Here is a 22,612-nt window from a genome sequence, read left to right as displayed (position 1 = left end):
GTAGAGATTTTTAGAAAATCCGACCACGTTATAAGCCTTCACGGCGTATGAGTGAAAGCCTTTTTCCCATATTTTTGGGCTTTGGCAAAAATATGGTCGGGTTGTTAAGGGTTGAAAACCCTTAAATACGGGGTTTAAGGGGCAAAGCCCCTTGATTTCGGGTTGTTAAGGGCAGACAGCCCTTAAATATGGGGTTCTTAAGGGGTATCCCCTTAATCCCTATTTCCATAATAATTAACCCCAAATACTCCAATTATAATTACAATAGCACCAATAATCTGCATTAAGCTAAAAGGTTCCGCCATAACAAATATACCTATAAGAACCGAAACAACAGTAGTTAAATTTGAAAAGGCAGAAGCTGATGCTATATCGAGATGAGATACTGTGTAAGTATTGCCAAAAAATCCTATAACAGAAGCAATACAACCAAGATACATCATACACAGTAAAACTTTAGTATTTGAAAAAGCGAGAATATATCCGCTAAAACCTTGATTTGTAATCAAAGATATAATTCCAAAGGATATACACGCAAACCACATCATGAAAAATGTTATCTCCATAACGGAAAATTCCTTTGATAATTTCCTTGCTAAAATACCGTACATACTTGAAGCAAAAACTGCTCCAAACAAAAATAAAAATCCCGCAAAATTAAATCCCACATCAGAAACATAAGACCCAAACACAACCGCTATGGCTCCAAGAACGGAAAGAACTACAAAAGCCCACTGCTTAATAGTAGGCTTTTCTTTTAAAATAAATATTGCAAGAACACACATAACAACGGGAATAGTGGCAATCATCGTTCCCGAAAGTGCCGAATTTGTAAGGCTTACACCGTAAGTCTCACATATAAAATACATTAAAGGCTGACATATGCAAAGAGGAATAAGAAGTTTTATGTTTTTTTCCTTATAGTCAAGCTTAAATACTTTAAGAAAATAAAGTATAGTCATAAATAAGGCTGCAAACAAAAATCTTACCCCGGGTAAATCAAGAGGCTTTAAAACGGTTAAAGCCTCTCTTGTAAAAGCAAATGTTGTGCCAAAAACAAAGGAATATAATACCCCTGTTATGTATGCCGTTATCTTCTTGTTTTTTAACATATTCTATACGAAATATGCAAAACTTTCCACGTTCTTTTCTTCTGATTTTATAACTTCGATTTCACGGAATTTAAGTCTTAAAAGTTCGTACATTATGTCAAGGAAACATATTTCTGCATTGTAGTGTCCAACACCTATTAATACAATGCCGTTATCAACGTAGTTTTGCATTTCATGATATTTTGTATCAGATGTAATAAATACTTTGGCATTTTTTTCTTTAACTTTATCTATTAAGTCATTACCACCACCGGTACATAAAGCAACTTTACTTAATATACCAAGAGTGTTGTAATTGTTTGTTACTCTTAAAACATTTGTATTGTAAGCTTTCTTTACTTTTTTAAGTAAACCGTCAATGTTCATAGGAGTTCTTGAATCAAGAAGACCAACAGCACCAAGACCAAATAGGTTTGTATCATCTTCACATTTATCGCTTACAACTCTTTCAAGTGGTTTAATATCGCTTAAACCAAGTTTTTTAGCCATAAACATATTTAGCCCGATTGTAGACACATCCATAGGAGTATGAGCAGAATATACGTTGATGTTATTTTTAATAAGTTTGAATATCATATCCCCTTTAATGCTTGATTGTTCAATGTTCATTGTTTTACTAAAAAATAAAGGATGATGAGATATTATCATATCACAATGCTCTCTTATTGCTTCGTCTATTACTTCGTTTGTAATATCAAGAGCAAGCAAAATTCTCCTTACCTGAGCTTGTCTGTTTCCAAGTTGAAATCCGGAATTATCCCATTCGTACTGAAAACTTTCATTTGCGAATACGTTAATGTACTTTATTATATCTTTTACTTTCATAATTTTCTCTTACCCTTTCCAGCAAAGTTATATAATCTTTCGCTTTATTCAATGCTTCTTTTGCATTTTCAGTATTTATATTTTTACAATTTTCAACGATTTTCTCATTTACCTTTATTTTGTAATTTAGAAAATCAAGAAAATTTTCATTCCCTTTTTCATATAGTTTATAACCTAAATCAAAGAACACATCTTCATATTTTTCATCATCTTTTTTAGGTAAAACCTTTAAAACATTATAAAAATGATGTCTGTCTCTTATCAAATCTTCATCAACAATGGTAAAAGAATTATCATATAAATATTTCCTTACCATATCAACACTGTTCATAGGCTGAAGAATAATATTTTTAAAACCTTTTGTCTTTTCTAAATCATCATTTAGTATATCGATAATAAGCTCTCCGCCCATTCCGCATATACAAAGGGTTTCAATATTATTTGTATCTATATTTTTCATGCCGTCGCTTAAAACAAAAGTAACATCTTTTTCTTCTTTAAACATCTTAGAGAAGTTTTCTTTTGCATTTAAAAGAGGTCCTTCGTTTACGTCGCTTATAACGGCTCTTTTTATCATATTATTTTTAAATAATTGTATGGGTAAATATCCATGATCAGAACCAACATCAAGAACCGATTCGCTTTTCCCAACCATGTCATATACCGCTTTTAATCTTATATCCAAATTTACCATAATTTCTACCTTATATAACAAAATAAGTATAACATAAAATTTTATTTTTTTAAACAAAAATATTATTTAAGGGTGTTACCCCTAACACCTTTAAGGGATTCTCCCTTAACAACCCTTTCTTAAGGGGCGTTGCCCCTTATAAACCCCACGACTTTTTTACTCGCCTAAAAAAGTCGAATAAAAGGGCGCCACTAGGCGTGGCATTTTAGGGTTTCGCTCTAAAGAGCGACCAGTATTTTTCCGAAGAAAAAAATACTGGACAAAATTCTTTCACTCAAACGCCGTGATGGCTTATAACGCTTTTCGATGCCTACGTAAAACTCTACCCGAGTTTTACTGTCAGAAAAGCTACCCAGCCCTTTATTAGCTTTAATGTTTGGAGTGGAACATCATAATAGATATAAGTTATCTTTTAATATAAATTTTATACAACATTGCTACTCCAATTTTACAAAGCAGTGCTACCTCTACCCCACCGTTTATCAATCTTAATGGTAGGAGTAGAACATCATAATAAATGGAAGTTATCATTTTAAAATTTTTTATATAGGTTTTATAAAACATTGATACTTGCATTTTACAAAAATAAAATACCCATATCCTATCATTTATTAGTTTTAATGCTTAGAAGAAAAACAATATAATTAAATAATAGATAAGTGATAATATTAAATTTATTCTTTATAAACTTACATTTAAAATAATCAAATAGAAAACTAAATTAACAATAAATCTTTCAAAAGTTTTTACAAATAAAAAAAGACTCTAAAGAGTCCTTATAAAAATAATATTTTTAGCAAAAAAAAATGGCTCCCCAGGTAGGACTTGAACCTACGACCTTTCGGTTAACAGCCGACTGCTCCACCGATTGAGCTACTGAGGAACGCTTAGTACTTTATATATTATACACTTTATTTAGAAAATGTCAACAAAAAAATGCAATTATATTAAAAATATTTTAGGTACAATTTTATATATAGATGTATCCCCTTTAAATAAAGGTTAACATGTCTTTATATATTATTTGAAATATAAAAAATTATATTCTTCATTTTAAATTTTTATATAAGTTCTATAAAATGTTACTACATAAAGTAAAACAAAAATGCCTCTATCCTATAACTTATTAGTTTTAATGTTAGAATAAAAATAATAGATAAAAGGTAACATTAAATTTCTTCTTGATAAACTGTCCTTTAAAATAATCAAATAGAAACTTAAATTAAAATAAGTCTACAAACAAAAAAAAGACTTATACAAAGTCTTTATAAAAAATATTTTTGGCAAAAAAAAATGGCTCCCCAGGTAGGACTTGAACCTACGACCTTTCGGTTAACAGCCGACTGCTCCACCGATTGAGCTACTGAGGAACGCTTAGTACTTTATCTATTATACACTTTATTGAGAAAATGTCAACAAAAAAATGCAATTATTTTAAAAATCTTCTCTTTTAAACTTTGCTCTGAAATAAACATAGATCGTTTTCGCAGTCATTAAATAAAATATATATTAAAAAAGGAGCATTACGAAATACTCCTTTTGTTGAAATATAAAGATAGGTTATGCCCAAACATCGTTTTTTTTTCATTATTTATAAATAAGACTTTTTCATATTTAACAGCTTTTCTCCAAGTCATAATTCCTGTAATTGGAGCAATTAATGCAATCCAAAGAAGAATTATTGTATTACATAATATCAGCTTCAATGGAAGCGTTATTATCCCACCAAAGATTATCAAACTACTAAAAAATCTATCTAAAAACTTTCCTTGATAATTCCAATAAGCATAGTGCCAAAATCTCCACGAAAGAGCAATCCATAATAAAGTAATCTCAATCTCAAAGTATGGAATATATGCTCCTAAAAAAACAATAGGGAAAAAGTGTTTTTCAAGAAAATATATCATCGGTGGCATAAATAAAAATAACAATACACAACCTACGATCTTTTTTATTATAAATTGTTTCCTATAATTTTCACTTAAATGCTCCTTTATTGAAGTATTAACTTCTATAAATTTCTGTTTCAAAACTTTCAAAAATTCCAATTATTCCAACTCCTTTATAATATTTTTATATCTACAGCTGTAATAGTAGTAGTCTATCTATATCTTCATACGATACCTATTCTTTTCACTGCCTTATATCCGCACGAATAACCTACATCATACATAGCACAAATAATAAGCATTGGTAACTATAAAAGAGCTAAACTCCATATTATGTAATCTACAATAACATACTGTGTAAGTCTTAGTCCTATATTTTGTGTCATCATGTGGTGTCCAGTTATGCGAATGTGATGATTTTAAAGAAGATATTTCTCCGAAGTTTAGCTTGCTTGATGCTTTCTTACTGCAATGCTTCTTCTTTTACGATCTATTCAAAAGAAGCAAGTCATAAACAAGGAACTAATAGCATTATAATCGTCAATACAATTTTAACGTTTTTTATAAAATTAGTTTCCTTTTTTCTCTATTTTATATTTTTTACTACGGTCTATTATATGAACATTTGTTTAAATTTTCGCTTATGTGAAGATTTTTTTGCATTTAGTAGATATTTTATAATGTACAACAAAATCTCCTTAGAACGAACATTTTACCCATTTCTTTAATTTTATTATACCACAAAAATTTTTAATTTTTATTTTTTATTTTTATAACAAGAGTAAAAGTAAGAATAAGAATATATGGTTAGGCATTTATCCTTTTATTTTTATAATAAACATCTATTCTTACATCAATTTCCTAACATTAAATCAATTAAATCATTGAAATATGAAGAAAAACAGCCTAAAAAATCAAGTTAGAAAAAATTTTTCTAACTTGATTATAAAATCCAGCATTATATTAAAAATATTTCAAATAAAATTTTATATAAAGATGTATCCCCTTTAAATAAAGGTTAACATGTGTTTATTTATTATATGACATATAAAAAAATATATTCTTCTTTCTTAAATTTTTTATATAGGTTCTATAAAATGTTACTATATAAAGTAAAACAAAAATGCCTCTATCCTATAACTTATTAGTTTTAATGTTAGAATAAAAATAATAGATAAAAGGTAACATTAAATTTCTTCTTGATAAACTGTCCTTTAAAATAATCAAATAGAAACTTAAATTAAAATAAGTCTACAAACAAAAAAAAGACTTATACAAAGTCTTTATAAAAAATATTTTTGGCAAAAAAAAATGGCTCCCCAGGTAGGACTTGAACCTACGACCTTTCGGTTAACAGCCGACTGCTCCACCGATTGAGCTACTGAGGAACGCTTGATACTTTATCTATTATACACTTAATTTCTAATATGTCAACTACTTTTTTCATTTTTTTCCATGAAAATGTTATCTATGTATTTATTCAAATTTAGTAAAATATAAATACACTTTTAACATTTTCATAACTAGCAAATATTAAATAAATAACAATTTAAACTAATAAAATTATTTATTATTCCTCTTGTTCTTCTCTTTTTATTGTGCTTATTATTTCGCTTTTTGATAGCTTTTCATAAAACAAAGGTCTTCTTATTATTATCATTATACAGGCAAAGAAGAAATAAAAGAAATATACTCCGCTTAAAATGGCATTTAAAAATACAAAAGCATCTGTATTTATAAACCAATTATTTAAAATTTCATTTATTTCATAAGGAAGCAGTAACAATACGAAAAACAAAGAAAAATACCTTATAAAATATTGATAAATTCTTATATCCTCTTTCCCTACTGCCACAATCCTAAGTTTCATTAAGGCTTTTCCAATGCTTCTGCCCTTTAAGAATACGCATAAAACAAAGAAATACATAAACACGGAAAGAGAAAATATATAATAATCATCTATGCCATAATCAATGTTTATATGCCTTACAATATAATATAATCCCCATATAAAAGGCATATCAATAATAAAAGCTATAAGTTTTCTTAAAAAAGAAACCTTAATTCCTCTTTTGTAACTTTCATCATCCATCTCTTCCCTATCCGGCAGAACCTTATAAAATGGTTTTATAACGAAGTAACCAATAACACCCCCAAGGGTATTTATGAATAAATCATCAACATCAAAAAGTCTGTAACTTCTCGGATAAAAGAAATAAAGCCCGCTTAACTGTGTAAGCTCAAAAAACAATGATAATAAAAATGAAAATAAAATTGTCTTTTTTAAGCTGAATTTAAAATAATATCTTAAATACATTCCAAAAGGCACTGTCATAAGTAGATTAAATAAAACCTGTAAAAATGCTTTATTATTTACAATACAGGTAATGGGGCTATTATAGCTTAAAGACATATTATGGTACTGACTTATAATATCCTTTATAAAATTAAAAGGAACTAACTGAGCCGATCTTGTTGTGAGAGATGCCACCTCAGAAAACGACGGTAGAGGCAGAATAACAAGAAAATAAGCCGTCATTAAATATAATATAAAAGAATATATTATAACTATCCTGACAGACCAAAGAGAACCATATTTGTTGTAATTATATATTATGTAAGGAAGAGTAAACAAAAGAGCAATCAAAGGAAATGCAAAAATAGACTCTTTTATTATATCCAAATATCCTCCCATATTTCCTCCTTTTATTATAAGATAATTACATATTATAACAACAAAACAATTACTTTTCAAAATATTATAGAATATTAAATAATAAAATCTAAAAAAAATACAACAATAAAACATTCAAAACATAAATTAATCCAAAAGAAATATACCAAAAAAGTTTATATAAAAACCAATAGAACTAATTAACAATAAAAATCATATACAAAAATTTAATATATAGCATTTATAAATTTAAAATACAAAACTATCATTTTAATCTTATAAAAACAATAAAAAAAGAGCATAAGCTCTTTTTTAATCAGATAAAAAATTCTTTTTTAACATATCATCTGCTTCATCCCAGAAAGCTTTTGTGTCATATTTAGTATCTCTTTCCCTGACTTCATAGGAATCTTCATTTTCAATATTTACTATTGTGTCATTATCTTTTTCATCTAAAATATCTTCACTAAGTTTTGTATCCTCATTTATTTCTTCTTTTACATCATCTATAATCTCGCTTGTTTCTGCTTCTGTTTCTTCATATTCAAATTCATTTTCTAAAGAAACTTCTTCTTTAACAAAACTTTCATCATCTTTGTGTTTTTTGTCTTTTTTATCCTTTTTATCTTTTTTAGAGAAATGATTTTTTTTCTTTTCTTCTTTTTCTTCTCTTAAAGTTTTTCTTTCTTCTCTTCTTTTTAATCTTTGTTCTCTGTCTTCCATGCTTTCAAGGAAGAATTTAGAATCTTTTTCAACCTCAATATAATCTTCAGTGAATTTTGAGAATACATCAAGTCCGTTATAAACTATGTTATCTTCTTTTAAAACTTCATCAATATCATAATTATCCAAACCTAAAAAGGCTGCATTCTTACTTCTTAGATAAATTAAATCCTTATCTTTCTTTTCATCAAAATTAATATTTGATAACTTATCAAATAATTCTTTAGCTTTTGAAGTATCACCTTTTTTAATATAATACATAACCATATGAGAACAAATAGTTAAATATGATTTTGTATCGTCTTTAAATCTTGAAGTTTTTTCTACCGCAATGGTATCAAAATGAGAATATAAGTAGTTAATATATTTTTCAATACCCGAATTTAATCTTGTAATTTTCATATCAAGATATTCTCTTAATATATAATCAACGATTTTAATATCATCTCTTGAAACATCATCAATGGTTAATTCTTTATTTAAATAATCTGATATGATTTTTAAAAGATAAGTTCTTTTTACACCTTTGTTTCTTTCATTATAACTTCCGTATATCAAAAGTTTACAAGCTAAAAGATAATCATATTGTTCATCTGTTAGAACGTGTTTTATTATATGTTTTCCTTCTTCGTCAACTTCACCTGTATCTATTTTATCATTTGGAACACCAAGGCAAATTTCCCCTTCAAGAAGAGTAAATAAAATTTGAGTTGATGAAAACAAAATCAAAAAGATAAGTGCAACATCAAAGAAGAATAAAAGTACTTCAGAGAAAACATATACGTAGATAAAATATACTGCAAGACAAGAAAGTACAAGAAGTATAAAACTACCCGCTATGCTTTCAAATACGGTGAAAGTAAAATCTGCCTTAAGCTTATCAAACTCTTCCCTGTTTTGAGGAAGATTAAATTTAGGAACAATTTCACCTATTGAAAAATAATTTTTATTATGCACTCTTCCAAAAATCTTCTTATCGGGATCTTTAAATAAAATATAGAAAGGATCCATATAAATAAAAGATGTGTCATAACCTTTTTTATCATATAAAATACTATATGATTTATATCTAAAGAACAATGAAAGATAATACATTAAAACGACTATTACAGGGCATAAAGGAAGCAGCCATAAGCTGTGCTTCAATGCAAAAGAAACCAACGTACTTCCGCTTATAAGCCCGAATACGACTATGACTATCCATATTATTTTTAAATTTTTCTTTGAACTTTCTCTCATAGGTCAATCCTCAAATTTAATTATTTATTTTTCTTACCAAATGTAAGTTTATTTTCATTACCGTTTATTATTCTTACTATATTCTTTCTATGTTGATATATGCTTAAAACACATAAAATACAAGCTAAAATTATATAACAAATATCAACTTTAAATACTATAAAAAATACCGCACTAAGTGTTAAAGCAGTTAAAGAACCTACCGAAACCATTCTTGTTAAAAGCGCAAGTATCACACCAATAAGTATTGCCAAAAGTGCAAGTTTATAATCAACCATAACAAGAATTCCCGCACTTGCAGAAACTCCCTTTCCTCCTCTGAATCCCATAAATACAGGCCAGTTATGACCGGCAACACATAAAAGAGAACAGATTAGAATTACAAGAGAGCTTTGATTAAACAGATAACATAAAAGTACTGTTACAAGCCCCTTTAAAAAGTCAATTACAAAAACCAACGCCCCTGAGAAAAATCCATATGTTCTAAGTGCGTTAGTAGCTCCGGCATTACCGCTGCCATAAGTCCTTATATCTTCTTTTTTAACACTTTTGGAAAATATGTAAGCACCATTTATACATCCTAATAAATAAGATACTATCATTAAAATAAAACTTAAAAAAGTAAATTGTATAACCATGAAAACTCCCATAACATAAATTTTACTTTTAGTATTATAGCATATTAATATATAAATAAAAGTAGGTTAAATAAAATTTTAATAATTATTTAACGTAAATTAATTTTCTTAAAATATGTAGTTATTAAAAACTAAACAGATACTTTTTTCAAATAAATTTATTTTCCTTTTTAGTAAATAAATTTATTAATCATTTACACGATATTATATAAAAACATAAAATTATATGTAATATTTTACTATTTTTTATTCACATAATATACAATTTATGATAAATATATTACATAACATAACCTAATATAAAATTATATAAAATCTGTATACTATATTGTTATTTTCAATTTAAACAATGATTTAGTATACTGCTTATAAAATTATTTAACTAAATTTTTATATATTTATTCTTATTAAAATAATAAAATCACTACTTATAATTTTAAGCTTAAATTATTCAAAATATTACTAAAATAAAAACTTACTTAAGCATAAAAGGAATTTTATTCTTAGCTTTTATTTCATCTTTTATAACACTGCATTCATAACAAAGAATATTTACTCCATTATCCCTTGCTTGTTTTAAAGCTTTGATAAAATCTTTATGCACTGGATTTGGGGTAAAATACTTTGCCCCTGCAAACTGAATTATAAAGCAGATATAAGCTTCATAGCCTTCTTTTTTTGCTTCTATAAGTTCATATACATGTTTAATCCCTCTCGTTGTGGGAGCGTCTGGAAACATCGCTACATTGTCTTCTTCCAATGTTACTCCCTTTACTTCCACATACCCCTTTTTATTCTCACTTTCCACATAAAAATCAAACCTTGAATTTTTATATTTCTGTTCGCCTTTAATAAAAGTTACTTCCCCCATTTCATCAAGGGTAATAACCTTATTTAAAACTCCCTCTTTAAATACCTTGTTTGGCATTTGACTGTCCATGTTAAAAAGCACATCATTTTTATATACGCTTATTAAATCATACTTTGTCTTTCTGCTCTCACTATCTATATATTCAAGATAAACATCTGCATTATCTTTAAGCAACTCCCTGCATCTTCCCGTATTTTTTACATGTACTTTTTCTATCTTATCATCAATCAAACAATTTGCTATAAACCTGTTTGGTCTATCTATAAATTTTCCTTTAACTATATTCTTATATTTCATACTACCTCTTTTCAATAAAATATTATATCAAACCACCTTGCAAAAAGGGTGTTTTTAATTTAAAATTAATTTTATGGAAAATTATAAATTTATAAATAACAGCAAATGTGAATTTTTCCCCTGCCATAAAACAGAAGATAAGGATAATTTTAACTGTCTTTTCTGCTATTGTCCTTTGTATTTAATGGAAGAAAAATGTATGGGAAACTTCACTTATACAAAAAACGGAATAAAGGATTGCTCAAACTGCCTACTGCCTCATAAAAAGGAAAACTACGATTATATTAATAACAAATTAATGGAATTTACAAATATGAAAAAGGAAGAAAAATTAAAAAACATTAAACTAATTATTACTGACCTTGACCATACTTTATTAAAAGATGAATTCAGTATCGATGAAAATTATGTAAGTCTTTTTAATGAGTTAAAGGATATGGGCTATATAACTGCATTCGCAACCGCAAGAGGCTTTTATCAAGCGTTTAACTTCGCTTATAAATTAAAACCGGATTATATAATATGCGATAACGGAGCAAGCCTAGTAAAATACGACTACGAAAACCAAAAAAGACATATCTTAAAGGAAATATTAATCGAAGAAGAAACAAAAAAAGACGTATTAAATACATTAAAATATAAGGATACTTTAATTTATTTAATCGAATCAGGAGAGGATTTATACATTACAAAAAGCAAATATAATCCTGAAATTGTAAATAAAAATATAAACTTCTTCTCGCCAATAGAAAATATAGTAGAGGGTTTTAAACTTCACGTAATAGATAAATTAAGGGATATGCCTTTTGATATTCCCCTAACCAGAGTTTGCACATTTGATTTTGTCGGTGATAAAAACACCCATGATACACTAAAAAGACTTGGAGAAAATCATGATAAATTAAACTACACAAAATCATTTACAACAACCTTTGAGTTCGGTCCGTCAACAAAAGGAAACGCACTTTTATTTTTAAAAGACTACTTAAAAATAGATAAAGAAAACATTATTTCTTTTGGAGACAGCATAACAGACGTATCAATGTTTGAAAATTCAGGTGTATCGGTCTGTGTGGATAATGCTTCAGATGAGGTAAAAAAACACGCTATGTATATAACCGACAGTGTATTTGATAACGGCGTAGAAAACTTTATAAGAGAGAATTTATTAAATGAAAAATAATAACAGCTATAAAAATTTTAGTGAATACTATGATAATTACATCGCTCTTGCAGACTATGAAATGTGGGCAGATTATATAAAGGACCTTTCAACCATAAATAATCCAAACACTATTTTAGATATTGGATGTGGAAGCGGATATATGATGCTTTTTTTAAGCGATATTTTAAATGGTGATTTTTACGGAATAGACATAAGCGGTGAAATGCTTGTAAAAGCAAACGAAAATGCTTACTATGAAGAAAAAGACTTCCGTTTTATGAAAGCAGATATGAAAGACTTTGTTTCAGACATCACCTTTGATTTTATTTACAGCGTATGCGACAGCATAAATTATCTTCAAAGCGAAAATGATTTGTTAAAGACCTTTAAAAACATAAAGAAATATCTAAATAAAGGCGGTAGTTTTACTTTTGATATAATAAGCGAATATTATAAACCGGAAAATGAAATTTTAGAAAACGAAGGTTTAACCTTTGATGTAAGAAGAAGTAAAAAAGATAACTGGTTAAATACTACAATCATAATATCAAACACTAAAGAAAGACTATGTAAGGTAGAACATAAACAAAGGATTTTCTCAGTAAATACAATAAACGAAGCTTTAAAAGAAGCAGGCTTTGAAAATGTATTCTTCTACGACTTCCTTACAAAAGACAAACCAAATGAAGAAAGCGAAAAAATTCAAGCAGTGGCATATTAACCACTGCTTTTTATTTGTATTTGTTTAGTAATTTTTTATAAATATATACCCCAAAAACATAATTTAAAATAATTAAAACAATCAAGTAAATAATAAACGCTGTTATGCTTATTGTAATTTCCATCATAGATAAACAAGCAAAGACAAAAGCACTGATACAAAGTATAATCAAATTTATTATATAAGCATATCTTCCGCTTTTATTTCTAAGGCTTTCTTTTAATTCGTCATGCAATTCTATTCTTTCATTTTCAAGTTTCTTTAAATATTTTTCCTTGTTTTTATCATTACTATAATAAAAATACCTAAATATGCTAATTACACCGTTAAACAAAAAGCCTCCCCCAAGACCAATAAAGATACTCCCCAGTCTGCTTTCTTTAAATACCGCAAGCATTATAAACAAAATTCCAATCAAAACAAATATAGCACCATAAATTAAATTACTCTTTTTCATTTTTCATAACCTCATATATAAAAGTTTAATTTATTAATAATACGTAAAAACTCTATGGATTTTCTACATTTTATTTTCAATGCTATTACTAATAATAATAAGAATAATAGGCTGAATAAAAATAATCATGGCTGTAATAATAGCAGGAAAAACAAAATTTAAACAAATAAATACTACTGTTGCAATGCTAAGCAATATCAATGTAATCATATTTGCAATATTACCTGCTTTTTCTTTGATTAATATATTTCTTTCATCCATAACTTCATTTTTATAATCAATGTCTTTTTCTATCATTTTATTATGCCAAATTTGAAAATGAGAAACACCAAATACAGCACTAAATAAAATCATCATTCCCATATCCACGCTTTTAGGAAAGTCTGTCATAATCAATGTGACAAATAAAATAAATGAAATAATATACCCGATGTACCAGTACTGATATTTATTTTTCATTATTTTTTCCCTCCTCATATATAAAAATTTCTTCTATAGTCTTATTGAAAAAACGAGATATCTCAAAAGCAAGTTCCAAAGAGGGATTATACTTCCCGTTTTCAATAGCACTTATAGTCTGCCTTGATACTTTTAATTCCTTTGCAAAACTCTCCTGATTAAGTCGCATTTCCTTTCTAAACTTTTCAACGTTATTCTTCAACTTCACCCTCCTATGTAAAGGTTCCTTTACATATATTATACTCCAAACAACAATTTTGTCAAGGTTCCTTTACAAAACAAAAAACACCCCATAAAACAAGGCATTTCAAATCTAAATATAAATATTACTTCAATAACTCCACACTGTCCCACAAACTTTCATAAAAGAATTTAAAGAAATAAAAAAACACCCCACCCCACATCAAAATGCAAGGTCGGGGTAGCATTCGTTCACTGTTAAATTAGGTATTTTCCGCATAAAGTCCAAGCACATTAAAAATCTCCAATGTGCCTACGCAAATAGCTTTCCCCAAATTCTAAAAACAAACAAAAAACACCCCACCCCACAATCAAATGCAGGGGCGGGGTAGCACTCCAGCTCTAAAAATACGGGTAGTATTTTTAGTAAGCTTTGGAGTGCGTCAAAGGCTCTTCGCCGAGAAGTGTCCTTTTTACCTCTTTTTTTGGACAAGCAAAAAAAGAGTGGGGTTGTTAAGGGGTAACACCCCTTAAGATAGGGTTGTTAAGGGTTGAAAACCCTTAAATATAGGTTTAAGGACATCCTCTCCCACAATCAAAATGCAAGGTCGGGGTAGCACTATTTCACTGGTAAACTAGGTATTTTCCGCATAAAATCCAAGCACATTAAAAATCTCCAATGTGCCTACGCAAATAGCTTTCCCCAAATTCTAAAAACAAACAAAAAACACCCCACCCCACAATCAAATGCAGGGGCGGGGTAGCACTCCAGCTCTAAAAATACGGGTAGTATTTTTAGTAAGCTTTGGAGTGCGTCAAAGGCTCTTCGCCGAGAAGTGTCCTTTTTACCTCTTTTTTTGGACAAGCAAAAAAAGAGTGGGGTTGTTAAGGGGTAACACCCCTTAAGATAGGGTTGTTAAGGGAGTATCCCTTAATGGGGTTTAAGGGGCAACGCCCCTTATATAAATGATTATTTATTAGCACTAACATAAATAGGATAAATATCCTCTTCTGTTAAAGGAATAAGTTTTCCAACTTTTGTGCCTTTAACATAGAAACATCTGTCAGTAAGTTCTCTTAAACTTTCTTCGTCTTGAATACCGATTCCAAGTTCTGTAAAGTTTGTAGGCATATTTATAGAACGGAAGAATTCTGCTGTCGCTTCAATACCTTTATCGGCAAGCTCTTCTTTTGTTCCTTCAGTAATACCCCAAACATTCTTTGCATATCTTGCAAATCTGTCAAGGTCTTTGTGTTTTACATAATTTGCCCAGTGAGGCCACATTGTAGAAAGTGAAGCACCATGAGCAACATCAAATTTAGCACTTAGAGAATGACCAAGTCTGTGAGTAGCAAAGTCCATAGGAGCACCAAGACCAGTAAGTCCGTTGTGTGATAATGAACCTGCCCACATAATTTCGCTCATTGCATGATAGTCTTCTTTATTTTTTGCAGCAACTTTACCGTTTTTAATAACTGTTCTAAGAAGTGCTTCTGCGATTTCGTCTGTTAAATCGTTTTGACATTCGCTTAAATCTGTAAAATATCTGTCCATTGTATGCATCATAATATCAACTATACCGCATCCAACTTGATAATCAGGAAGTGTAAATGTAAGTTCAGGGTTCATGATTGCAAATTTTGGTCTGTTAAAGTCTGTTGAAAGACCTCTTTTTACTCCTGTTTCTTCGTTTGTTAAAACAGCTGAATTACTCATTTCGCTACCTGCTGCAGAAATAGTTAAAATAACACCTACAGGAAGTGATTTTTCAACTTTTTTCTTTCCTTCCCAGAAATCCCAAATATCAACATCTGGATTTGCAACGCCGTGTGCAATACCCTTTGCTGTATCAATAACGCTTCCGCCTCCTACTGCTAAGATAAAATCAGCGCCGAAAGCCTTTGCGTCTTCAACACCTTCTCTTGCAAGAGATAATCTTGGGTTTGGTTTAACTCCGCCAATCATTTTATATTCGATGCTTTCGGCTTTCAAAGCTTCTTCTACTCTGTCAAGAAGTCCGCTTCTTTTTACGCTTCCCCCACCATATACAATATAAGCTTTCTTTGCTCCGTCTTTTTTCATTTCCATTCCAACTTCTGCTTCTCTTCCTTTACCGAAGATTACTTTAGTCGGTGTGTAGTAATCGAATTTTTGCATTTTGCTCCTCCGTTTATTATATTTATTATATTTTATTAAAGCCAAGGTCTTTTGTCTTTGGTGTAACCTTTCATGTTCCAGTATTCATTGTCGACTTTATTTAAACCGCCCTTTTTCTGTAACATCCTTACACCGTAAAACCAAAGTTTCGTTTTTATTGTAGGCTTTGTTTTACCAACATTTTTTAATATCTTCCTTGCCGTTTTATCGGTCTTTTTGTCTATTTTTTCTTTTACCTTTTCGCTTACGTCATTCCAAGTTACGCTGTATACATTTATTCCAAGAGTATATATCTTAGATATTCCCCAAAAGAATAAACTGTCTTTTATTCCCTTTACGGCTTTCTTTGTTCCCATTCCCGCAGCGGTTGAAATACAAACAGCCTGCTTTTTAAACATAATAGCTTCGGGTCTATGAACAATCCACCTGTAACCAAAATGATCCAAAAACCCTTTAAGCTGACCGCTCATATGGAATACATAAGTCGGGGTAGTAAATATAAGCACATCGCACTTTTTCATTATCTCATCAATAGGATGAATAAGTTCATAGTGTGGGCATAACCTCTCGCTTTTCATAAAACATGAATTACATCCCATACAGTATTTATCAAAATCTTTAGGTAAGAATATCTCAAAAATATCCTCTTCACTTGTAAGTTTTAAAGCCAAAATCTTTCCGGTGTTGTAACTGGAACCTTTGTGATTTTGACCGTTAATTAAAGCTACTTTCAAATCTTCCTCCAAGCTTAAAGCCTTTTACCTACTACGCAGTACCAATCCCCCATATTGTTTACTTCAAGTATTTCAAAACCACTTTCTTTGTAACTGTCTATAACAGTATCAACGGTTTCTTTTATTATACCGCTTGAAATAAATATACCGCCTTTTTTAAGTATTCTCTTAGTATCAGGAGTAAGTCTTTTTATTATGTGGGCAAATATATTTGCCACAACAACATCAGCCTGAACGTCTACCTTTTCTGCCAAATCTCCTATAAACACATCAAACTTATCAGAAACAGAGTTTATCTTTGAAAGGTATGATGATGTCTCTATACACATTGGGTCGATGTCAACCCCTGTCACGTGCTTACAGCCAAGTTTTGCGGCAGCAATGGAAAGTATACCACTTCCACATCCTACGTCTATTACTTCATCTCCCTCTTTCATGTAATCTTCAAGCCCTATTAAACACATCTTTGTGGTTTCATGACTTCCCGTTCCAAAACTTGCCCCAGGGTCGATTTCAAGAATTATTCTGTTTTCTTCGTTGTCGCATTCTTCCCATGTAGGTTTTATAAGTAACTTTTTACCTACATTAAAAGGCTTAAAGTATTTCTTCCAGTTATTAGCCCAGTCCTCTTCTTTAATGTCGTTAAAAGTCATGTTAAGACTGCCAAATATATCTTCACTATCTGACGCCTTTAACCTGTTTAACATATTTTTTATTTCTTCTATTTTTTCTGCTTGACTTTCATCTTCAAGAATATATACCTTAACGTTTGTTTCGATATTTTTCTTCTTTAAATCTTCATCAACAAGATCCCATGTTTCCCTGTTGTCTTCCAAAAATTCTTCAAATTCCTTTTTGTCTTCTATTAAAAAGCTGTCCATTCCCATATCGGACAAAGACGATATAAGAAGGTCTATTCCCTCTGTCTTCGTATATATGCTGATTTCGTTATAATTCATATTTTCTTTTCTCCTTTGTATAAAATTATATAATAAAAACAGAACACGTTCAATAATCGTAACCGATATTAAATATAAAAATTAATGACCGTTTTATTTTTCATTAAAATAAAAATATATATAAATTGATGTAAAATCTTTATAAATTAATAAGTTTTTAATTGAATTGGTACTTTTATTAATTATAATTTAAAATATAAATTGAAGAAAGGGCATACAAACATGAAAGAAATTAAATTTAAAGCAGATATCAATTTTACAAAATTCAAAAAAATTTTCAAGGCACAAAACAAATCATATTTTAAAAAACTTGGAATATTCTGCAGCATTTTTTTTATTCCTTTGTCAATAATTTCCGCTTATATATTCATAACAGAAACAACAATGCAGTTTTTTCTGTATTTTATTCTTTTCCTTGTTCTCGCAGCTTACGGAGCAACTCTTATATTTAACCCTTGTATAATTTTTGTAACAAGACGCAATATCGTAAAACAATGGTTTTACCTCCATGGTTCAAAAAATTTGAATGAAAATTATAAAAATTACATCACAGTATATGAAATAACTCTATCACAATATGGCGTAAAGGAAATGTTTTCAAACGAAAATTTAATAAAATTACCATGGTTTATGTTTAAAAACAAATACGTTACAATTGATGAAGGAATTATATTTCCTTATGATGACGGTAAAAACAGTTCTTTGGCATATAACTTACTCGGAATAAATTATCTTTTAAGAGAAGAAAACACAGGCGAAACATTGTTTATTCCAAAGGAAATATTAAATCAATATCCGAACTTAACGAATGAAATTTCAAAAGCAATCGAGAAATCGAAAAAAACATATTTAAAAACAAACAAAAACGAAGATGAAATAAACGAATTAAAAAAATGGCTCAAACAATAAAAACCGATTAAGGATAAAATCATGAAAGAATTAATCAATATAATGATAGAAAAAGATATGGGCGAACTGAACATAATGGTATTTGTTCCATTTATAATATTGATTATTTTGGGATAATGATTTTCTTTAAAATTTATTTAACAAAGGAAAAATCATTTACAAACAATTCCGCAAATTTTCTAAAATATCTTTTCCCCATGACAATAATATTATTCGTATTCGCATTTTTCATGATATCAAACGTAAGTTTGTTTGAAAAAGAAAAAAACTGGTATATTATAAATTTACCTATAACAAACAAATATGAAACAATAAACTCGTCCGGATCGGGAACGAGAAAGACAATATACTACGTAACAACAAACGAAAACATCAACATATCCGTCACAAAAGATTTATATGATAAGCTGGAAATAGGTGAAAACGTATATGTTCTAAAAGACAACGAAAACAATTCCTTAAAAATTTATTCCCAAAAGGAATATATATACAAAGGAACACGCATAAAATAAAAAAACAGCCCAATGCTGTTTTAATCTTAGTGGTGCCGAAGACCGGAGTCGAACCGGTACGATCGGTAAGGATCGCAGGATTTTAAGTCCTGTGCGTCTGCCAATTTCGCCACTTCGGCATAATGGAGCGAAAGACGAGATTCGAACTCGCGACCCTCGCCTTGGCAAGGCGATGCTCTACCACTGAGCCACTTTCGCATAAAATGGTGGTCGCAATAGGGCTCGAACCTATGACCCCCTGCTTGTAAGGCAGGTGCTCTCCCAGCTGAGCTATGCGACCAAGCAAAATATAGTATAATGTAAATTGACTTTTTTGTCAACATTTTTTTTCTTTTTTTTAATTTTTTTATTTAATAAATATTTGTATTGATTTTATTGAAAAAATATATATAATATTCTAAAAGAAGTAATACTTCTTTTTTTAATCCTAAAACTTGTATATCCATTTAACCGTCTACCCGTGATATACAAGCAGGCACCTTACGGTGTCTTTTTTATTTCCGATTGACAATACAATATTAAAATGTTATATTATGTGAAAAAAGGAGGATAATGAAAGAATGATTATTTTTTCTTGCTAATATTTATCAATATGCATAAAACAAATTTTAAGCGTTGTTTTTATGCAAAAGCAAGAAAATAATTCTTTCATTCAGTCCTTGTCGTATTACAAAACAGACCGAAGAATATTTTCTTGCGGTCTGTTTTTTTTAAGGAGGTATGAAAATGTCAACAATTAAAATACAAAATTTAACCTTCTCCCACGAAGGAAGTTATGAAAACATATTCGAAAACCTTTCGATAAATCTTGATACGTCTTGGAAACTCGGACTTATTGCAAGAAACGGAAGAGGCAAAACAACATTTTTAAAACTTCTGATGAACGAATACGATTATAAAGGCTCGATAAGCAAAAATATCGAATTTGAATATTTCCCGTTCGAAATTAAAAATAAAAACAGAATGTCCATCGAAATAATAGAAGACATTAACCCAAACTTTGAATATTGGGAATTATCAAAAGAGCTGAATATGCTTTCTGCAAAAGATGAAATAATTTATAAAAACTTTAACGAATTAAGTAAAGGAGAACAGGTAAAATTAATGCTTGCCGTTCTTTTTACAAAGCCAAACAATTTTTTGCTTATAGACGAACCTACAAATCATTTGGACGTTTACGGGCGGGAAACACTTATTAAATATTTAAATAAGAAGAAAGGATATATAATAGTAAGTCATGACAGAAATTTATTAAACAATGTAACCGACCATATACTTTCGATAAATAAAAACAAAATAGATTTACAAAAAGGTAATTTCGATTCGTATATGAAAAATAAAGAAAGAGAAGACAGTTTTGAAATATCCAAAAACGAAAAATTAAAAAAGGAAATATCACATATGGAAATGGCAGCAAAACAGACTTCTTCTTGGGCAAACAAAGTTGAAAAAACAAAATACAACACAAAAAACATATCCGGACTTAAAGTAGACAGAGGATACATAGGGCATAAATCCGCTAAAATGATGAAAACCTCAAAATCGATAAATAAAAGAATAAACAAAAAAGCTGAAGAAAAAAAATCGCTTTTAAAAAACATTGAACATAGCGAAGACTTAAAAATATCCCCTATCTATTTTCATTCCGACAATTTCATAAGATTAAACCACATAAGCCTGTTTTATGATAAAAAAGATATTTTAAGAGACATCACATTTCAGATAAGCAACAAAGACAGAATTATTCTTCAAGGGAAAAACGGAAGCGGGAAAAGCAGCATAATAAAATTAATAACCGACGAAAATATAAGTTATGAAGGAGATTTCTATAAAGCAAAAAATTTAAAAATATCTTATATTCCTCAGGATACGTCTTTTTTAAAAGGTTCTTTGGATAATTTTATAAAAGAAAACCAAATAAACGAAACCATATTTAAAACAAATTTAATAAAATTAAATTTTGAAAGAAAGGATTTCGGGAAAAATTTGGAAATAATGAGTCAAGGAGAAAAGAAAAAAATTTTAATTGCGAAAAGTTTATCCGAACAGGCACATTTATATATATGGGACGAACCTTTAAACTACATTGATGTTTTTTCCAGAATGCAAATAGAAAATTTAATACTCGCATATCTTCCCACGATGCTGATAATCGAACACGACAAAACATTTATAAACAAAATAAATACAGAAATAATAAAACTTTAAACCATTACTAGAATAAAATAAAGGGAAAAGACATAAAGGAAGTAAAAGCTCAATTGACTAGGAGTAGTAAGGTGAAGGTTAAAGTAAAATTAAAAAATATTTCTCCATATTCAAAAGGGCAACAAGTGAATAAAGAAGATATAGCTTATAATGCCAAATATAATTATTTAAATGGAAAAATTCGGGTAAAGTTAACTTGTATAATGTTGATATAAATGCCATTACGATTAGTGAATGCAATAATTCTTGCGTTTATGTAAACTATATAGATTATCTGGGCGTGGAACACATTGTTATTATCAGATGAAATATAAAATGATATTTTGTAGAAATTAATTAATCATGATTTATTTAGAAAACAAGTACAAAATATTTCAAGCGGTTCAGCAAAGTCAATGTATAATATATCTAAGGAAAGATTAAAAAATCTTTTAATATATTTATCCTAATAGAACTACAAAATCAATTTGCCGATTTTGTAAAACAAACGGAAGAAAGCAAAGAAAATATAAAGAAATCACTTGAAGAAACGCAGGTGTTGTTTGATAAGTTAATGCAAGATTATTTTTAGGGGGTGGGGTAACTTTTCCATCCGTAAAATGCGGGGAGCATTTTGCGAGATATTGAAAAGCGTTTAATCCTCTTCGCCTAGAAGCGTCCTTTTTATTCAACTTTTTTATGCGAGTAAAAAAATCGTGGGTTATTAAGGGTTGAAAACCCTTAAGGAAATTAAATATGAGGTTTATAAGGGGCTAAGCCCCTTAATAAATTTGTTATTCCACTAAAAAACAGCAAGCCAAACTTGCTGTTTTTTTATTTGATTATTTGCTCAACAAACCTTCTTTTAAAAATTCAACACCCGTATCAGCTGCATCTGCTATTGTCTTTTGAATGTCTTCCATAAGTCTTGCAAAATACATTTGAGATTCCAAGAAATCTTTAATGTCTGAAATATTTGACATTGTAGAATATAATAAGTTAAATTCACTTATCATTTTTTCGTCAGGTTGTTCACCTTTCATTTGAGCAACATAAGATTTATACTGCATATCCATAAAATCTTTAATCATCTTTTTATGCTCTTCGCTTTTATCAATCTTTTCACTTGCACTTTTGTATCTTTTGAATTCATCGCTTTCTTTTATAGCTCTTGCAAGTTCGTTTGCTTTATCATATACATTCATACTA

General features: G+C 29.2%; 20 protein-coding genes and 6 tRNA genes. 5 read left to right on the top strand and 21 right to left on the bottom strand.

Annotated elements, in window-relative coordinates:
* Positions 1-212 precede the first annotated feature (212 nt).
* From V2W16_RS00945 to sfsA, 11 genes are all read right to left on the bottom strand, one after another.
* A complete protein-coding gene (locus V2W16_RS00945) occupies positions 213-1,112 on the bottom strand; it encodes a DMT family transporter (RefSeq protein WP_329380013.1) in 900 nt (299 codons plus the stop codon).
* A gap of 3 nt (positions 1,113-1,115) precedes the next feature.
* Entirely contained in the window at positions 1,116-1,937 is an 822-nt protein-coding gene (locus V2W16_RS00940) for a Nif3-like dinuclear metal center hexameric protein (protein ID WP_138268935.1), read from the bottom strand.
* On the bottom strand, positions 1,906-2,631 hold the full coding sequence (locus V2W16_RS00935; RefSeq protein ID WP_253229391.1) for a tRNA (adenine(22)-N(1))-methyltransferase: 726 nt from the start codon (positions 2,629-2,631) through the stop codon (positions 1,906-1,908). Before V2W16_RS00935 ends, V2W16_RS00940 begins: the two co-directional genes overlap by 32 nt.
* A gap of 807 nt (positions 2,632-3,438) precedes the next feature.
* A tRNA-Asn gene (locus V2W16_RS00930) sits at positions 3,439-3,514 on the bottom strand.
* A gap of 411 nt (positions 3,515-3,925) precedes the next feature.
* A tRNA-Asn gene (locus V2W16_RS00925) sits at positions 3,926-4,001 on the bottom strand.
* A 153-nt stretch (positions 4,002-4,154) separates the two neighbouring features.
* Positions 4,155-4,679 (bottom strand): hypothetical protein, encoded by a 525-nt coding sequence (locus V2W16_RS00920; RefSeq protein WP_329380005.1) that lies wholly within the window; start codon positions 4,677-4,679, stop codon positions 4,155-4,157.
* A gap of 1,153 nt (positions 4,680-5,832) precedes the next feature.
* A tRNA-Asn gene (locus tag V2W16_RS00915) sits at positions 5,833-5,908 on the bottom strand.
* A 182-nt stretch (positions 5,909-6,090) separates the two neighbouring features.
* Entirely contained in the window at positions 6,091-7,215 is a 1,125-nt protein-coding gene (locus V2W16_RS00910; RefSeq protein ID WP_329380002.1) for a VanZ family protein, read from the bottom strand.
* A gap of 291 nt (positions 7,216-7,506) precedes the next feature.
* Positions 7,507-9,156 carry a hypothetical protein gene (locus V2W16_RS00905; RefSeq protein WP_329379999.1) on the bottom strand — a complete coding sequence of 550 codons (1,650 nt, stop codon included), beginning with the start codon at positions 9,154-9,156 and terminating at the stop codon, positions 7,507-7,509.
* 20 nt (positions 9,157-9,176) lie between these two features.
* On the bottom strand, positions 9,177-9,794 hold the full coding sequence (gene plsY / locus V2W16_RS00900; protein ID WP_329379995.1) for a glycerol-3-phosphate 1-O-acyltransferase PlsY: 618 nt from the start codon (positions 9,792-9,794) through the stop codon (positions 9,177-9,179).
* Between the two features lie 475 nt (positions 9,795-10,269).
* Positions 10,270-10,962: a DNA/RNA nuclease SfsA gene (gene sfsA, locus V2W16_RS00895; protein WP_329379992.1), complete on the bottom strand. Its 693-nt coding sequence runs from the start codon at positions 10,960-10,962 to the stop codon at positions 10,270-10,272.
* Between the two features lie 73 nt (positions 10,963-11,035).
* Between sfsA and V2W16_RS00885 the strand changes: the two genes are divergently transcribed.
* Positions 11,036-12,145, top strand: coding sequence for an HAD-IIB family hydrolase (locus V2W16_RS00885; RefSeq protein ID WP_425353930.1), 1,110 nt, complete (start codon positions 11,036-11,038; stop codon positions 12,143-12,145).
* Positions 12,135-12,848, top strand: coding sequence for a class I SAM-dependent methyltransferase (locus V2W16_RS00880; RefSeq protein WP_329379989.1), 714 nt, complete (start codon positions 12,135-12,137; stop codon positions 12,846-12,848). Before V2W16_RS00885 ends, V2W16_RS00880 begins: the two co-directional genes overlap by 11 nt.
* Positions 12,849-12,858: 10 nt before the next feature.
* On the opposite strand, the gene V2W16_RS00875 is transcribed toward V2W16_RS00880, so the two are convergent.
* The 6 genes from V2W16_RS00875 to prmA all read right to left on the bottom strand — a co-directional run bounded on the left by V2W16_RS00875 (position 12,859) and on the right by prmA (position 17,795).
* Positions 12,859-13,305 carry a hypothetical protein gene (locus V2W16_RS00875; protein ID WP_329379986.1) on the bottom strand — a complete coding sequence of 149 codons (447 nt, stop codon included), beginning with the start codon at positions 13,303-13,305 and terminating at the stop codon, positions 12,859-12,861.
* A gap of 63 nt (positions 13,306-13,368) precedes the next feature.
* Complete coding sequence (locus V2W16_RS00870; RefSeq protein WP_329379983.1) at positions 13,369-13,764, bottom strand: DUF2178 domain-containing protein; 396 nt, start codon at positions 13,762-13,764, stop codon at positions 13,369-13,371.
* Entirely contained in the window at positions 13,754-13,966 is a 213-nt protein-coding gene (locus V2W16_RS00865; RefSeq protein ID WP_329379980.1) for a helix-turn-helix transcriptional regulator, read from the bottom strand. The genes V2W16_RS00870 and V2W16_RS00865 overlap by 11 nt, the downstream gene beginning before the upstream one ends.
* Before the next feature lie 948 nt (positions 13,967-14,914).
* Complete coding sequence (locus V2W16_RS00860) at positions 14,915-16,102, bottom strand: iron-containing alcohol dehydrogenase (protein WP_329379977.1); 1,188 nt, start codon at positions 16,100-16,102, stop codon at positions 14,915-14,917.
* Positions 16,103-16,137: 35 nt separating this feature from the next.
* Positions 16,138-16,836 carry a flavodoxin family protein gene (locus V2W16_RS00855; RefSeq protein ID WP_329379974.1) on the bottom strand — a complete coding sequence of 233 codons (699 nt, stop codon included), beginning with the start codon at positions 16,834-16,836 and terminating at the stop codon, positions 16,138-16,140.
* A gap of 14 nt (positions 16,837-16,850) precedes the next feature.
* Positions 16,851-17,795, bottom strand: a complete 945-nt coding sequence (gene prmA, locus V2W16_RS00850; RefSeq protein ID WP_329379971.1) for a 50S ribosomal protein L11 methyltransferase — start codon at positions 17,793-17,795, stop codon at positions 16,851-16,853.
* A gap of 222 nt (positions 17,796-18,017) precedes the next feature.
* Here prmA and V2W16_RS00845 point away from each other — a divergent pair, with 222 nt between their 5' ends.
* Together V2W16_RS00845 and V2W16_RS00840 are read left to right on the top strand one after the other, a co-directional pair.
* On the top strand, positions 18,018-18,704 hold the full coding sequence (locus V2W16_RS00845; protein ID WP_329379967.1) for a hypothetical protein: 687 nt from the start codon (positions 18,018-18,020) through the stop codon (positions 18,702-18,704).
* Positions 18,705-18,901: 197 nt separating this feature from the next.
* A complete protein-coding gene (locus V2W16_RS00840; RefSeq protein ID WP_329379964.1) occupies positions 18,902-19,216 on the top strand; it encodes a hypothetical protein in 315 nt (104 codons plus the stop codon).
* Positions 19,217-19,246: 30 nt separating this feature from the next.
* Here V2W16_RS00840 and V2W16_RS00835 read toward each other — a convergent pair.
* The 3 genes from V2W16_RS00835 to V2W16_RS00825 form a co-directional block, all read right to left on the bottom strand.
* A tRNA-Leu gene (locus V2W16_RS00835) sits at positions 19,247-19,335 on the bottom strand.
* A gap of 4 nt (positions 19,336-19,339) precedes the next feature.
* Positions 19,340-19,414 (bottom strand) — tRNA-Gly (locus V2W16_RS00830).
* Between the two features lie 6 nt (positions 19,415-19,420).
* A tRNA-Val gene (locus V2W16_RS00825) sits at positions 19,421-19,496 on the bottom strand.
* 446 nt (positions 19,497-19,942) lie between these two features.
* On the opposite strand from V2W16_RS00825, the gene abc-f reads away from it, so the two are divergent.
* On the top strand, positions 19,943-21,424 hold the full coding sequence (abc-f, locus tag V2W16_RS00820) for a ribosomal protection-like ABC-F family protein (protein ID WP_329379961.1): 1,482 nt from the start codon (positions 19,943-19,945) through the stop codon (positions 21,422-21,424).
* An 821-nt stretch (positions 21,425-22,245) separates the two neighbouring features.
* Here abc-f and V2W16_RS00815 read toward each other — a convergent pair.
* Positions 22,246-22,608 carry a YlbF/YmcA family competence regulator gene (locus V2W16_RS00815; protein WP_329379958.1) on the bottom strand — a complete coding sequence of 121 codons (363 nt, stop codon included), beginning with the start codon at positions 22,606-22,608 and terminating at the stop codon, positions 22,246-22,248.
* Positions 22,609-22,612: the final 4 nt, after the last annotated feature.

The organism is Anaerofustis butyriciformans, assembly GCF_036289385.1.
Taxonomy (GTDB): Bacteria; Bacillota; Clostridia; order Eubacteriales; family Anaerofustaceae; genus Anaerofustis; species Anaerofustis butyriciformans.
This window is presented reverse-complemented; position numbering and strand designations above follow the sequence as displayed.

Coding starts and splice junctions, on each gene's coding strand:
- V2W16_RS00945 (WP_329380013.1), bottom strand. CDS start 1,112: ATGTTAAAAAACAAGAAGATAACGGCATACATAACAGGGGTATTATAT.
- V2W16_RS00940 (WP_138268935.1), bottom strand. CDS start 1,937: ATGAAAGTAAAAGATATAATAAAGTACATTAACGTATTCGCAAATGAA.
- V2W16_RS00935 (WP_253229391.1), bottom strand. CDS start 2,631: ATGGTAAATTTGGATATAAGATTAAAAGCGGTATATGACATGGTTGGG.
- V2W16_RS00910 (WP_329380002.1), bottom strand. CDS start 7,215: ATGGGAGGATATTTGGATATAATAAAAGAGTCTATTTTTGCATTTCCT.
- V2W16_RS00905 (WP_329379999.1), bottom strand. CDS start 9,156: ATGAGAGAAAGTTCAAAGAAAAATTTAAAAATAATATGGATAGTCATA.
- plsY (WP_329379995.1), bottom strand. CDS start 9,794: ATGGTTATACAATTTACTTTTTTAAGTTTTATTTTAATGATAGTATCT.
- sfsA (WP_329379992.1), bottom strand. CDS start 10,962: ATGAAATATAAGAATATAGTTAAAGGAAAATTTATAGATAGACCAAAC.
- V2W16_RS00885 (WP_425353930.1), top strand. CDS start 11,036: ATGGAAAATTATAAATTTATAAATAACAGCAAATGTGAATTTTTCCCC.
- V2W16_RS00880 (WP_329379989.1), top strand. CDS start 12,135: ATGAAAAATAATAACAGCTATAAAAATTTTAGTGAATACTATGATAAT.
- V2W16_RS00875 (WP_329379986.1), bottom strand. CDS start 13,305: ATGAAAAAGAGTAATTTAATTTATGGTGCTATATTTGTTTTGATTGGA.
- V2W16_RS00870 (WP_329379983.1), bottom strand. CDS start 13,764: ATGAAAAATAAATATCAGTACTGGTACATCGGGTATATTATTTCATTT.
- V2W16_RS00860 (WP_329379977.1), bottom strand. CDS start 16,102: ATGCAAAAATTCGATTACTACACACCGACTAAAGTAATCTTCGGTAAA.
- prmA (WP_329379971.1), bottom strand. CDS start 17,795: ATGAATTATAACGAAATCAGCATATATACGAAGACAGAGGGAATAGAC.
- V2W16_RS00845 (WP_329379967.1), top strand. CDS start 18,018: ATGAAAGAAATTAAATTTAAAGCAGATATCAATTTTACAAAATTCAAA.
- V2W16_RS00840 (WP_329379964.1), top strand. CDS start 18,902: ATGACAATAATATTATTCGTATTCGCATTTTTCATGATATCAAACGTA.
- abc-f (WP_329379961.1), top strand. CDS start 19,943: ATGTCAACAATTAAAATACAAAATTTAACCTTCTCCCACGAAGGAAGT.
- V2W16_RS00815 (WP_329379958.1), bottom strand. CDS start 22,608: ATGAATGTATATGATAAAGCAAACGAACTTGCAAGAGCTATAAAAGAA.